15 protein-coding genes are annotated in these 12,536 nt (G+C 45.1%); 8 read left to right on the plus strand and 7 right to left on the minus strand.

Annotated elements, in window-relative coordinates; translation table 11 throughout:
- Positions 1-24: 24 nt before the first annotated feature.
- The 3 genes from ACQEXU_RS09850 to ACQEXU_RS09860 all read left to right on the plus strand — a co-directional run bounded on the left by ACQEXU_RS09850 (position 25) and on the right by ACQEXU_RS09860 (position 2,730).
- Positions 25-867: a transketolase gene (locus ACQEXU_RS09850; RefSeq protein WP_427010669.1), complete on the plus strand. Its 843-nt coding sequence runs from the start codon at positions 25-27 to the stop codon at positions 865-867.
- Positions 857-1,795 (plus strand): transketolase family protein, encoded by a 939-nt coding sequence (locus tag ACQEXU_RS09855; protein WP_427010670.1) that lies wholly within the window; start codon positions 857-859, stop codon positions 1,793-1,795. The genes ACQEXU_RS09850 and ACQEXU_RS09855 overlap by 11 nt, the downstream gene beginning before the upstream one ends.
- A 203-nt stretch (positions 1,796-1,998) precedes the next feature.
- Positions 1,999-2,730, plus strand: coding sequence for a GntR family transcriptional regulator (locus ACQEXU_RS09860; RefSeq protein WP_367990209.1), 732 nt, complete (start codon positions 1,999-2,001; stop codon positions 2,728-2,730).
- A gap of 89 nt (positions 2,731-2,819) precedes the next feature.
- Here the strand turns inward: ACQEXU_RS09860 and aroG are convergent, their stop codons facing one another.
- The gene (gene aroG / locus ACQEXU_RS09865) at positions 2,820-3,872 is read right to left on the minus strand and encodes a 3-deoxy-7-phosphoheptulonate synthase AroG (protein ID WP_367990210.1); all 1,053 of its coding nucleotides are present in this window, start codon (positions 3,870-3,872) and stop codon (positions 2,820-2,822) included.
- Positions 3,873-4,304: 432 nt separating this feature from the next.
- On the opposite strand from aroG, the gene ACQEXU_RS09870 reads away from it, so the two are divergent.
- Genes ACQEXU_RS09870 through ACQEXU_RS09885 form a run of 4 tightly spaced genes read left to right on the plus strand, consistent with a single transcriptional unit; the run spans position 4,305 to position 7,604 of the window.
- Positions 4,305-5,021: an amino acid ABC transporter ATP-binding protein gene (locus tag ACQEXU_RS09870; protein ID WP_427010671.1), complete on the plus strand. Its 717-nt coding sequence runs from the start codon at positions 4,305-4,307 to the stop codon at positions 5,019-5,021.
- Positions 5,021-5,818 carry an amino acid ABC transporter permease gene (locus ACQEXU_RS09875; RefSeq protein ID WP_367990212.1) on the plus strand — a complete coding sequence of 266 codons (798 nt, stop codon included), beginning with the start codon at positions 5,021-5,023 and terminating at the stop codon, positions 5,816-5,818. Before ACQEXU_RS09870 ends, ACQEXU_RS09875 begins: the two co-directional genes overlap by 1 nt.
- Positions 5,819-5,831: 13 nt before the next feature.
- Entirely contained in the window at positions 5,832-6,668 is an 837-nt protein-coding gene (locus tag ACQEXU_RS09880) for a transporter substrate-binding domain-containing protein (protein ID WP_427010672.1), read from the plus strand.
- Between the two features lie 21 nt (positions 6,669-6,689).
- Positions 6,690-7,604, plus strand: a complete 915-nt coding sequence (locus ACQEXU_RS09885; RefSeq protein ID WP_427010673.1) for an amino acid ABC transporter permease — start codon at positions 6,690-6,692, stop codon at positions 7,602-7,604.
- Between the two features lie 11 nt (positions 7,605-7,615).
- On the opposite strand, the gene cyoE is transcribed toward ACQEXU_RS09885, so the two are convergent.
- Genes cyoE through ACQEXU_RS09905 form a run of 4 tightly spaced genes read right to left on the minus strand, consistent with a single transcriptional unit; the run spans position 7,616 to position 10,777 of the window.
- Positions 7,616-8,512, minus strand: a complete 897-nt coding sequence (cyoE, locus tag ACQEXU_RS09890; protein ID WP_427010674.1) for a heme o synthase — start codon at positions 8,510-8,512, stop codon at positions 7,616-7,618.
- Positions 8,505-9,524, minus strand: coding sequence for a COX15/CtaA family protein (locus tag ACQEXU_RS09895; protein WP_427010675.1), 1,020 nt, complete (start codon positions 9,522-9,524; stop codon positions 8,505-8,507). The genes cyoE and ACQEXU_RS09895 overlap by 8 nt, the downstream gene beginning before the upstream one ends.
- 4 nt (positions 9,525-9,528) lie before the next feature.
- Positions 9,529-10,077, minus strand: a complete 549-nt coding sequence (locus ACQEXU_RS09900; RefSeq protein WP_427010676.1) for a hypothetical protein — start codon at positions 10,075-10,077, stop codon at positions 9,529-9,531.
- Positions 10,070-10,777: an SURF1 family protein gene (locus ACQEXU_RS09905; protein ID WP_427010677.1), complete on the minus strand. Its 708-nt coding sequence runs from the start codon at positions 10,775-10,777 to the stop codon at positions 10,070-10,072. The genes ACQEXU_RS09900 and ACQEXU_RS09905 overlap by 8 nt, the downstream gene beginning before the upstream one ends.
- 31 nt (positions 10,778-10,808) lie before the next feature.
- Here ACQEXU_RS09905 and ACQEXU_RS09910 point away from each other — a divergent pair, with 31 nt between their 5' ends.
- Entirely contained in the window at positions 10,809-11,036 is a 228-nt protein-coding gene (locus ACQEXU_RS09910) for a DUF2909 domain-containing protein (RefSeq protein ID WP_367990219.1), read from the plus strand.
- Between the two features lie 10 nt (positions 11,037-11,046).
- Here ACQEXU_RS09910 and ACQEXU_RS09915 read toward each other — a convergent pair whose 3' ends face one another.
- Together ACQEXU_RS09915 and ACQEXU_RS09920 are read right to left on the minus strand one after the other, a co-directional pair.
- Positions 11,047-11,931, minus strand: coding sequence for a cytochrome c oxidase subunit 3 (locus tag ACQEXU_RS09915; protein WP_367990220.1), 885 nt, complete (start codon positions 11,929-11,931; stop codon positions 11,047-11,049).
- Positions 11,928-12,536: a cytochrome c oxidase assembly protein gene (locus ACQEXU_RS09920; protein ID WP_427010678.1), complete on the minus strand. Its 609-nt coding sequence runs from the start codon at positions 12,534-12,536 to the stop codon at positions 11,928-11,930. The genes ACQEXU_RS09915 and ACQEXU_RS09920 overlap by 4 nt, the downstream gene beginning before the upstream one ends.

Below are 12,536 nucleotides of genomic sequence, written 5' to 3' on the forward strand. Positions count from 1 at the left end.
ACCTCTCTCCCTCACGAGGTACTTATGTTATCAACGAGAGAGCTACGCACGCTCGAAGCACTGAACTTAGAAATTAAAAAAGAACTTGTTAATGCCCTCATGCACATGGGTTACGGTCATTTCGGAGGCAGCTTATCCATTACGGAAACGCTCGCCTGCCTTTACGGACATTATTTAAAACACGATCCACAAAACCCAAATAGTCATGAGCGCGATTTTTTTGTGTTATCGAAAGGGCATGCAGGTCCGGCACTGTATGCTACGCTCGCCATTCGCGGCTTTTTTGACAAAGCTTGGCTCAATACCATCAACCAAAATGGCACGCGCTTACCCAGCCACGCCGACATGAATAAAACCCCCGGGATAGATATGACGACGGGCTCGTTAGGCCAAGGCTTTTCTTGCGCTGTGGGAATGGCAATTGGAACAAAACGTCAGGTGTTCACGATTGTGGGTGACGGGGAGTTGCAAGAAGGTCAATGCTGGGAAGCCGTTCAGTTGGCGGCACACCTTAACCTCAATAACTTGGTCGTATTTATCGACTACAACAAACGTCAGCTCGACGGCTTTATTGACGATATACAGCGTCCATTCGATCTCAGGCAGAAATTCGAAGCGTTTGGTTTTCATGCGTTGCAAGTCAATGGTGGTGACATTCCTAGCATTGCCAATGCCATTGAAAGCCACAAGGCTCAGTCCAACAAACCAACCGCCATCATTTTAGACACGGTTAAAGGTCAAGGCTGCCCAAGCATCGAGAATATTGCCGCAAATCATCATTTGCGCTTAAACGATGACTTGATCAGCGCGATCAAAAACGATGTTACAGCGATTGAAAACAAATTAGAGGCACTCAATGAACACTGAATTACGAGAAGTCCACGTTGAAACACTTCAAGAGTTGATCGAACAACATAGTGACGTCATGGTGCTTGAAGCCGATTTGATGGAAACCATCGGTACGGGAAAACTCGCACAGACCCACCCAGAAAACTTTGTGCAATGCGGTATCGCTGAAGCCAATATGGTCGGTGTCGCTGCGGGCTTATCTGCCATTGGAAAAGTGCCATTTATGCACTCTTTTGGCTGTTTTGCTACTCGACGTTGCTACGATCAACTGTTTGTCTCTGGTGGTTATGCTAAACGTCATATCAATATTTTTGGCAGTGATGCAGGGGTTTCTGCTGTCACTAATGGTGGCACGCACATGCCCTTTGAAGACATTGGGTTGATGCGTTTGATCCCACATTCTCGGGTCATTGATGTCTCAGACAAACATACGTTGAAAGCTGCGTTGAAATACGCTTATCACAACCCTGGGATCAACTACATACGTTCTACTCGCAAAGCGCTGCCTGAACTGTACCAGTCTGAAAATGATATAAAAATTGGTGTTGGTAATGTCCTTAGAGAAGGAAGCGATCTAGTAATTGTCGCAACAGGAATGCTCGTTCATGAAGCGATTGCAGCCTCAGACAAGATCAGCGAGTTGACCAACAAAAGCGTGGCTGTGATTGACATGCACACAATTAAACCGCTCGATAAATCATTACTGATCCACTACGCCAAGCTCACTCAACGCGTAGTAACACTGGAGAACCACAATATTATTGGTGGACTGGGTGATGCCGTCGCCAGTGCATTGTTAGAGTCAGGCACCGAAACCCAGTATTTCAAAAAACTGGGGGTACAAGAGCAATATGGTCAGGTTGGCAGCCTTGATTATTTGAAGAAGGTTTATGGGATCAGCGAAGATAAAGTCATCGAGGCTTGTTTGGCAGGACTAACGCCATAGGAATGGTGACATTTGGCACCACAAGTATGACTGTTTCATGCTTTTTGGTGCCAACTTCATCGACAAGAACAGCTTGAAACTTAGCCTTTCAACACGCTTAAAGATTTTCCGTGAACTAAAGCCAGTGGCGAACGCTTAAGCCCTGCCTCTTCTGCTCACTTGGGTATATACTGTTCGTCGCGTTATCAATAGATATGGATATTATGGCCCCTAAAATTACGGCTAAACAGCAAATCGTCATCGACTATATCACTGACCGAATTATGACGGGTGGACTGAATTGTGGTGACAAGCTCGATACGGAAACCAATATTGCTCAAAGTCTGAATGTCACACGAGCCACAGTGCGAGAAGCGACGCGTAATTTAGTTGAGCAGGACATTGTCTACCGAGTCAGAGGCTCTGGCCTATACGTTGGCATGCGAAAACCCTTCAACAGTGATAGCTTTCACGAACTCTCTCCTTTCGATTGGCAAGCAAAACAGCTTAATGTGCCGGGTATACGTAAAGTCGTCTCTGCTGGTGTCACCTTAGTTCCCTCAGCTGACATTGCAAGCAAGCTAAAAATTAAACCCACAGATCAAGTTTATCGCGTTGATCGATTAATGTGTTTTGGTGAAACACCTGTTTCGCTGGAAAAGATCCACATTCCTATCAATATCAGCAATAACTTTCAGTTTAATGAGCTGGAAAAATCAAAATATAAATACATTGAACACCTGACGGGTAAACAAGTTTCCATCCGTGAGCAAGATTTAAAGGCCTTCAACCTTGACGACCCAAATGTGTCAGAGTTAATGAATGTTCCACTGGGCAAAGCCATGATCCAACTAAGTGAAGTGGTTTATTTCAAAGGTGGCCAGCCGTTTGAATACACCGTTACTATCATTAATAGCGATCACTTCAATACCCACCAAGTCATTCGTCGCAATTGATGATAAAAGATTGGTTAAGCCATCAAACATGAACAAAAAAAAGCGTAACCCGAAAGGTTACGCTTTTTCATCTATTGCTTAACTTGGATTTAGCCGTTGCGACGAGCTGTGACTGCGTCTGCTAGTTGACGAAGTACTTTCTCAGTGTCTTCCCAACCGATACATGCGTCGGTAAGAGACTGGCCATAAGTTGGTGCAACACCATCAACCAAATCCTGACGACCTTCAACTAGGTGTGATTCAATCATAACGCCGAATACCGCATCTTCTCCACCAGCAACTTGGCTACATACATCTTCAGCTACTACCATTTGACGCTGGTACTGCTTAGAACTATTCGCATGGCTGAAGTCGATCATGACTTTTTGTGGTAGACCAGACTTTTCCAGCTCCTGCTTGATAGCGCCTACATGATCGGCACTGTAGTTTGGCTCTTTACCACCACGCAGGATGATATGACAATCTGGGTTACCCGCCGTTTCAATGATCGCAGAGTGGCCGTATTTTGTTACCGATAAGAAATGGTGTGAAGCGCTTGCTGAACGAATCGCATCAGACGCGATCTTAATATTGCCATCAGTACCATTCTTAAATCCTACCGGACAAGAAAGACCTGATGCGAGTTCGCGGTGAACCTGAGATTCTGTCGTACGAGCGCCAATCGCCCCCCAGCTGATCAGGTCTGCAACATACTGAGGCGTGATCATATCTAGGAATTCGCTCGCCGTTGGCATGCCCATGTCAGTCAAATCCAGCAACAACTTACGTCCCATACGCAAACCATCGTTGATCTTAAATGTATCATTTAGGTATGGGTCGTTGATCAGACCTTTCCAACCAACCGTTGTACGTGGTTTTTCAAAGTAAACACGCATCACGACTTCTAGGCGATCACCAAGTTCATCACGTAGTACTTTTAGGCGTTTGCCATATTCAATTGCGGCTTCTGGATCGTGAATAGAACAAGGACCAATGATCACGAGCAATCGGTCATCATCACCTTTCAAAATATTCGAAATTGCCTGACGAGATTCAAACGTTGTTGAAGAAGCGGTCTCAGTCGCAGGAAACTTTTCTAAAACCGCGATTGGCGGCAATAATTCTTTGGCTCTATTAATTCTTACATCATCTGTCTGAAACATCGCTACATCTTCCTATCTTTCTTGGGCTGAACAGATTGCAATCCATTTGCTGCATTATTGTTCAATCATTGTCGTGTCTGTTCCCTGTAACTTATCTATCAAAAAAGAAGCTTGCAACCATTATTTTCAACAGAAAGCAATATTCATTGCATTTTTACGATTTACACAACGCGTAAAAATATTTTTACAAACAATAATTGGAGACCATTAAAATTCATTAATACTATGATATTTAATGTAAAACAGTGGAGGCGAAACTCAGCAATTGTCGTTATTTTCATCACATAGCACTATGGTTCGAGGGATGACTTATCGTTATCACCCAATTGGTGCACAAATTACCATCAACAACGATAAATCACATGTTTTGATGCAATGTAATCACGATATTGCTAAGGTGTAGACTTATAAAAATAAATAAGTAAAGCAGCCATGAGCGCTATTGAATTTAGCAACGTCAACAAGTGGTATGGTCAGTACCACGCCCTAAAAGATATCAACCTATCTGTCGCGAAAGGCGAGATTTTGGTCATTTGTGGCCCTTCAGGCTCCGGAAAGTCCACCCTAATAAGAACAGTAAATGGCTTAGAAGCGATCTCAAATGGCGATATTTCTGTGCTCGCCACGTCAACTCAGAAAGTCGCTCCCGGTCAAGTAGGAATGGTCTTTCAGCATTTCAACTTATTTCCACATTTAACCGTGCTCGAAAACCTCACTCTGGCACCAATCCGGACATTAAAGCTCGGAAAACAACAAGCAATTGAGCGCGTCCTGCACTTCCTTGAACGTGTCAAAATACGCGATCAAGCTGACAAATACCCTGTCCAGCTGTCTGGTGGTCAACAGCAACGTGTTGCCATTGCTCGTTCTCTTTGTATGCAGCCAGAAATTTTACTCTTTGATGAACCGACTTCCGCACTGGATCCTGAAACCATTCAAGAAGTGCTGGATGTCATGGTCGACCTCGCGAGAGACGGTATCACCATGATGTGTGTCACCCATGAAATGGGGTTTGCGCGTAAAGTGGCTGACAGAGTCATTTTTATGGACGAAGGACAGATACTGGAGATGGCTACACCAGAACAAATCTTTGATGCGCCGCAGCACCCAAGAACTCAACAATTTCTCAATCAGATCCTAAGCCATTGATGATAAAACAGATATTAAAGCCTGTACTCTCAGCACTATTACAGATCTCGCTGCTTATTCTAGGCATAGGTTGGCTACTGGACTCTGGCGCACAAGCCATGGGTTATCAATGGCAATGGGAGCGTGTACCTGACTACCTGTTTTTTTACGAAGACGGAGAATGGTGGCCAGCCGAGTTAATTGACGGACTGTTGGTTACATTAAAGATCTCCAGCATCAGTTTACTTTTCACGCTGATAATTGGTTTGGCCACGGCGTTATTAAAACTATCAAACTCGATTGTCGGTCGCGCGCTCGCTACCGGCTATGTCGAACTCATTCGCAATACGCCATTGTTGGTACAAATCTACTTGCTCTATTTCGTTTTTGGACCAGTGATTGGGTTAGATCGTTTTTCTACCGCAGTGCTTGCCCTCGCTCTCTTTCAGGGCGCATATACCGCCGAAATTCTGCGCGGTGGCTTAAACAGCATAGAAAAAGGCCAATTTGAAGCAGCAAGGTCGTTAGGGTTAACTCCTTTTTACACCTATTACGATGTGATTTTACCTCAGCTATTACAGCGAACTTTACCGCCGCTCACCAATGAAGTGGTCTCGTTAATCAAAAACTCATCCATCGTCAGCGTGATGGCCATTTTTGATTTAACGACTGAAGGTCGAAACATCGTATCTGAAACCGCAATGCCATTTGAAATATGGTTTACCGTCGCAGCAATCTACTTGTTGCTGACCCTTTCTCTGTCTGGCTTATCAGCTTGGATGGAACATAAACTGGGCGCAGGATGGCGCGCTCGATAACAAGGAAACAATTATGAAAAACTCAAGACGAGATTTGGTTAGACGTTGTTTTAAATCTGCAATCACGGCGCTATTGGGCTTAGCTATCGCGCTGCCTGCCTTTGCATCAGACACCCCCAACCTAGATAAGATCAACGAACGCGGCACGCTACGCGTTGGTATGTCGACTTTTGTCCCTTGGGCAATGCGAAATAAACAAGGCGATCTGATTGGGTTTGAAATTGATGTTGCGAAACGCTTATCCAAAGACTCTGGCTGGAATGTGGAATTTGTACCAACAGCATGGGATGGCATCATTCCTGCGCTACTTGCTCAGAAGTTTGATGTGATCATTGGTGGTATGTCAATCACACCAGAGCGCTCAAAAAGCGTTTTATTTACAGCGCCTTACTCACATTCTGGTGTGCAGGTAGCTGCCAGTAAAAAGCTTGCTGAAGGCTTCAGCGAATTCAGTGATTTCAATTCCCGACGCGTTAAAATCGCTGCCCGCCGAGGTGCTTATACTGTGCAAGTTGCACGCGAAACTTTCCCGAAAGCAAAAATTCTTCAATTTGATGATGACGCGCAAGCGTTTCAAGAAGTGATCAACGGCAATGCTCATGCTGTGATTGCGTCTAGCCCGAAGCCAGAACATGAAACGGTGAAAAATAGCGATAAGCTGTTTATTCCATTTACCGAGCGTCTCTCTAAAGGCAATGAAGCATTCACTGTTCGCTTGGGAGATGACGATAAAAAGGCATTCTTTAACCAATGGATCCAAGCTCGAACTGACGATGGCTGGCTAGAAGAGCGTTATGAGTACTGGTTCTCCACATTAGACTGGCAAGATCAGATTGCCACCGGTCAGTAAAATAGAAACAACGGAGCGAGTGTGAGTAAAGAAAGCGCGTTGAACCGCCAAGACATCAAATCAGAAGGTTCGATTTCATTCAATAAACTGGATGTTATCTTACTTATTGTTGTGGGCCTTTTCTGCGCTTGGTTGTATTATCGAGCGGATATTGGTGTGCACTACCATTGGCGTTGGTCAGACGCATTTGAACTTATTTTTACGCCTCGCTCCGATGGCGGTCTTCCCTACTTCTTCCAAGGGCTAATCTCCACCATTCGTCTTAGCGTTTGGGGCATGGTTTTAGCCCTAACACTTGGTACGTTATTAGGCCTCGCCCGATACTCTAACCTAACGGTATTACGTGTTCCGGCTAATGCCTTTATCCAATTAGTGCGAAATATACCGCCATTGGTGTTCATCTTTATTTTCTATTTCTTTATCTCGAACCAGTTGATACCCGCATTAGGTCTGGAATCATTATTACGAGAGCATGATGGCCACATCAATACATTGCAATATTGGCTCTTTGGACCGGCGAATTTGTGGGAAAATTTGCTGTCAGGTATTTTATGCATCGGGCTGCTTTCCTCTGCATACATTGCGGAAGTAGTCCGTTCTGGGTTAGCTGGTATTGCCAAAGGACAGTGGGAAGCGGCAGATTCATTGGGCCTGTCACGATGGAGCAAGTATCGTTACGTCATTGCACCGCAAGTATTGGCTGCCATTACACCCGCACTGGCGGGTCAATCCATCTCATTAATTAAAGACTCTTCCATTGTGTCTTTGATATCGATTCAAGAGATGACTTTTGTCGGCACCGAAATCGCTAACTCGTCTGGCCTTATCTTCGAAATATGGCTAATTGTGGGCGGATTCTACTTACTGCTTTGTTTGTCACTTTCATTGCTATTTAAACGTTTAGAAAAGCGAAACCTGAAGCACTTACAACCATAGGTATTCCATCGCTAAAGCAGATAGTGATCGAGTAACAATGCGACAAACAACAACATCAAATGGTAGATAGAAAAGACGAATGTTTTGATCGCTGTTTTCTCATCGGCATGATATTTCAGCTTCCATGCATAGCCGATAAACCCAGCACTGAGCACAGATGAACAAAGCAAATATAGCCAACTACTCATCCCGACCAACACTGGAAATAGGCATACTAACGCCAATAACACCGTATAAAGAAGAATCGATGTTTTGGTGTATTCCACACCATGTGTCACAGGTAGCATTGGAATATCTGCCTTGGCATAGTCTTCCTTACGATGTATCGCCAATGCCCAAAAATGAGGGGGGGTCCATATAAAAATCACCATTACCAGTAACCACGCATTCGCGTGTAACTCGCCAGTGACCGCGGTCCAACCAAGCAAAGGTGGCATTGCACCTGCAATCCCAGCAATAACGATATTTTGCGGCGTCGCACGTTTTAGATACAAGGTATAAATCACCGCGTAGCCAAGTAGGCTTGCAAAGGTGAGCCAAGCCGTTAATCCATTCACTCCAATGTACAAGATGACGAAGCCAGCAAGGCCAATCGCGCTTGAAAACAACAACACAGACAAGGCGTTGATTTCACCAGACGGCAGTGGACGACGATATGTTCTGGCCATCACAGCATCGATGCGTCGATCAATGAGGTGGTTGAAGGCCGCTGCGGAGCCTGCCATTAACCCAATACCTAAAAGACCAAGCACAACATTTTGAATCGGTAATGTCCCCGGTACAGCCAAACACATCCCCACCAAAGCGGTCAGTAACATTAACGCCACCACTTTAGGCTTGGTGAGCGTGAAATAGACTTTCCAAAGTGGCTTTTCCTTAGCCGAAGTGATCGCAATGGATTTACTCATGAACTCGCTCCTTGTTCAGCACAACCGACTCTGATGGATACCAAAGCAAAAAATTGACATACAGCAGTGACAGCATAAGTAATGCTGCCCCGAGGTTATGTGCGACAGCAACTGCAAGCGGAAGGCTCAAAACAACGTTGCTGATCCCTAAACCAATTTGCAAACATAGTAGAGAAAACACACGCCATGCCAAACGATTGAGCACCGAATCCGATTCAGCGAGCATTTGATAAATTAAGCACAGCGTTGACACCGCCACGACTAACGCACCGATACGATGCACAACATGAATCGTCATACGGGCGCCGTAATCAAGCGTGCCAAATTCATAAGTTTCTCGCTCGGGCTGAATTAAGGTAAAGGCGTTCACAAAATCCAAGTAACTACGCCAATCTCCCTCACACAAGGGTAAACTCGTGCACATCAGCGCAGCGTAGTTGGATGACGTCCATCCACCCAGTGCAATCTGAATCAAGAGAAAGAACAAGCTAGTGACGGCAAGCAGACGCAGCATTGGAGGGATGGTGAGATGATCAATTTGATCTTGGGCATGCGTCAATCGCCAATACAACAAAGCGAGCAAAGCAAACAAAGTAAAACCACCCAATAAATGCCCCATAACGATAATTGGCATCAACTTCATAGTGACAGTCCACATTCCCAATAACGCTTGAAAGACCACAACTAGAGAAATCGAAATGGGTAAGAAAGACGGCACCGCCCTGCTCTTAATACTAAGCGCCGTAATAGCAAAAACCACCAGCCCTAGCGTTCCAGCAAAATAGCGATGGATCATTTCTAACCACGCTTTATCTGCCTCTACTTTTAAGTCCGGATATAAAGAACTCGCTCGCTCTAACTCATGCTGTTGCACTGGTACGGTCAATTGACCATAGCAACCGGGCCAATCAGGGCACCCTAAGCCAGCATCAGCAAGCCGAGTATAAGCACCAAGCATGATCACAATAAATGTGAGTATTAACGCGACTCTAACCAAGTTCTTTAGTTTCATACGCTCAACCTACTCTGGATAGCTTTAGTAGTTTGCGTAAATCAGACAGTAATCCTTTTGCTTGCGCAACGAGCTCTTGCTGGGATGCGGATTTGGGATAACGCATCACTAGCTGGCCAAGGGGATCCACTATGACAAAGTCATAAGGCGAAATCACTTTACTGAACTCGTTGTTTACCATCACCACCTGAAACGCATGTTGTTGCAGCACATTCTTGTCACTGCGTTCACTAACCCATACGACAGGAGCCACTCGACCTTGATATTTTCCTAATGCGACATGGCTTTGACCTAACAAATGTATTTGTTCAATACATAGCGTATCGCATTGTTCTGGCACGAAATATCCCAACTGCCATTGGCTATTCTGGTATGGATTCTTTAAGCCTAGTCCATCAAAATCAATTTTGGGATCAAGCAGTACACCTTTATTTGTGACACCAGAGTTATACCAGTGATTAGACAACACCGTTTTGGCAATGATGGCTGGCAGCGCAAACATCAAGATAAGCGCCAATAAAATGATTCTCCCCCTAAATACCGGATTATTCATTTTTCTCTCCTTGCTTGCATGCCCGAATGAGTATCCACAAACTCAGCACAAACAATGCAAACGCCATTGAAAACCATTGAAAGGCGTACCCAAGATGCTTCTGCGAGCCAAGCGGTACCGGTTTCCATGGCTGTGGGTACGGCCATTCTGTTTGTACTGGTTGAAAAGCAAATGGCGCCAAATCAACGCCCCAAAAATGCCCAAGTTCTGCAAAGTTAAGGTTTTGAATACGGTGTGGAATGCCTGGTTCAAGATACAGTTGATGGCTTAACGGGTTCTCTAAACGCTGATATAAGCGTCCCGTTAAGGGAGTGCTTTGAGCCAACCACGCCACTTCAGGAAGTTGATTACGCGTATCCGCCGCTGGAACAAATCCGCGCTCTAATAGAAAGTAAATCCCTTCTTTGCTTTGCACCAACTGATAAGCCAAATAGCCGACATCACCTTGGTAAGTCTGGTTATCCAGCAACACATATTTATCAGCAACAGGGCGTAACGTAGCCCTGACTTTGACTCCTGTCAGTGACGTATTTCTTTGCTGAGCAAGCTGTTGGAAAGAGATAGCTGGTTGTTGAGAGCGCGCAAGCAATTGTGCTTCCATTGCCTGTTTTTCATCGGCCCTTGAAAGCTGCCAAAAACCCAATTTGACCAATACTGAAAACGCACCCACAGTTAATAACAAACATAACCAAAATGACACCGTATGTACCAAACGACTGAGGGAGTGGCTAATGGTATTCATATTTAAAACGCTGCTGGTTCTACTATTGCTGTTTATCATCTTTAACCTCGCTAGAGCGATGTTTGCAATGGTCAAAGGCTCCGATTCTGACTCTGAAGAAGATAGATCGATGAGCCACTTTTTGGGTCGCAGGGTTACGTTGTCAGCTTTGGCGGTTGTCCTCTTAATTGTGGCGTTACTCAGTGGTTTCATTGAGCCTAATACACGGCCATATTAGGCTGGTGTTGTTACAAGACGTAGACGAAAACAAACAAACATAGCCAGACCACATCAACAAAATGCCAATACCAGCTTCCCGCCTGAAAAGCGAAATGGTCTTTAGGTGAGAAATGGTCTTTCGCAATCCGAAATAACAGAACTGTGAGAATAATCGTCCCTAATAACACATGCATACCGTGGAAACCCGTTAGCATGAAGAAGGTGTTACCGTAGATCCCCGACTGCAACGTCAAATCCAAATCTTTATACGCGTGAGCGTACTCAACCCCTTGGTAGTATAGGAAAAATCCGGCAAGAACGATCGTGATCTCCAGCCAAACAATGAGCGCCATTCGCTTGTTTTTTTCCAAACTGGTATGCGCTAAATGCAACGTCACCGAAGAGGTTAGAAGAATAATGGTATTCACCAATGGGATCCCTTGCCAACCCATTGCTTGAGTGGTTCCGCCATCCGGTGTTGTTGTGAGTGGCCACATGGCTTCAAACGTCGGCCAAAGCACACTGTGTGTCATCGCATTGTTGCTATCCCCTCCCAGCCAAGGCACCGCAATCATTCGTGCGTAGAACAACGCACCAAAGAAAGCACCAAAAAACATGATTTCAGAGAAAATAAACCAACTCATGCCCTGACGAAATGACCGATTGATCTGATCAGAATATAAACCCGACATCGACTCGGTAATCACATTGCTAAACCAACCTGCAAACATATAAAGCAAGAAGACAAACCCCGAGACCAAAATAACCTTACCAAACACCCCGCCAGCACCATCGTTTCCCATATTCTGGACCGTCAAACCCGCCCCAACGGCAACCAGAAATAAGGCCACAGCACCAACAATAGGCCAGCTACTTTGTGGTGGAACATAATAAGAAGGACGTTTTGAACTCATGGCTTCGCTCCTTGCGTTAAGCGATCATCCGTTATCGATTTAGCAGCCTGAGCTAATTCCACAGGCTTCTCTACCTTGTCTGTAATGTCATATAAAGTGTAAGACAACGTCAGGGTATGTATCGCGTCTGGAATATCAGGTTCGATATAAAAAATCAGTGCCATTTCCGTACTTTGTAAGCTCTTTAATGGCTGATGGTTGAAACAGAAACATTCAATTTTGTTGAAGTAAGATGCTCCCATTCCCGGCGATACAGAAGGTACGGCCTGCCCAATGATGTCTCGATCGGATTGGTTTTTGGCAAAATAGGCCGTTTGGATCACTTGCCCCGGATGCACATCCATCCACGTTTGTTTGGGTGCAAACTCCCATGGCATCTCAGCATTTTGATGCGTCATAAACTCAACGCGTACCGTGCGTGATGTGTCTGGTACCATGCCTTGTGGTTGTATCGCGGATTCTGTATTGGTTTTGCCGTTTATTCCCAGCGCATCGCACATCACATCGTAAAGGGGCACCAGTGCAAAACCAAAGCCAAACATCGCAATCACCGCGGCAACAAGCTTCAACGTCAAAGTGTTATTTGCACTGCTTTGCCCACTCAT

Origin of the sequence: Vibrio sp. TRT 21S02 (assembly GCF_050113675.1) — a bacterium.
Lineage (GTDB): Bacteria > Pseudomonadota > Gammaproteobacteria > Enterobacterales > Vibrionaceae > Vibrio.

Coding starts and splice junctions, on each gene's coding strand:
- ACQEXU_RS09850 (WP_427010669.1), top strand. CDS start 25: ATGTTATCAACGAGAGAGCTACGCACGCTCGAAGCACTGAACTTAGAA.
- ACQEXU_RS09855 (WP_427010670.1), top strand. CDS start 857: ATGAACACTGAATTACGAGAAGTCCACGTTGAAACACTTCAAGAGTTG.
- ACQEXU_RS09860 (WP_367990209.1), top strand. CDS start 1,999: ATGGCCCCTAAAATTACGGCTAAACAGCAAATCGTCATCGACTATATC.
- aroG (WP_367990210.1), bottom strand. CDS start 3,872: ATGTTTCAGACAGATGATGTAAGAATTAATAGAGCCAAAGAATTATTG.
- ACQEXU_RS09870 (WP_427010671.1), top strand. CDS start 4,305: ATGAGCGCTATTGAATTTAGCAACGTCAACAAGTGGTATGGTCAGTAC.
- ACQEXU_RS09875 (WP_367990212.1), top strand. CDS start 5,021: ATGATAAAACAGATATTAAAGCCTGTACTCTCAGCACTATTACAGATC.
- ACQEXU_RS09880 (WP_427010672.1), top strand. CDS start 5,832: ATGAAAAACTCAAGACGAGATTTGGTTAGACGTTGTTTTAAATCTGCA.
- cyoE (WP_427010674.1), bottom strand. CDS start 8,512: ATGAGTAAATCCATTGCGATCACTTCGGCTAAGGAAAAGCCACTTTGG.
- ACQEXU_RS09895 (WP_427010675.1), bottom strand. CDS start 9,524: ATGAAACTAAAGAACTTGGTTAGAGTCGCGTTAATACTCACATTTATT.
- ACQEXU_RS09900 (WP_427010676.1), bottom strand. CDS start 10,077: ATGAATAATCCGGTATTTAGGGGGAGAATCATTTTATTGGCGCTTATC.
- ACQEXU_RS09910 (WP_367990219.1), top strand. CDS start 10,809: ATGGTATTCATATTTAAAACGCTGCTGGTTCTACTATTGCTGTTTATC.
- ACQEXU_RS09915 (WP_367990220.1), bottom strand. CDS start 11,931: ATGAGTTCAAAACGTCCTTCTTATTATGTTCCACCACAAAGTAGCTGG.
- ACQEXU_RS09920 (WP_427010678.1), bottom strand. CDS start 12,536: ATGAGTGGGCAAAGCAGTGCAAATAACACTTTGACGTTGAAGCTTGTT.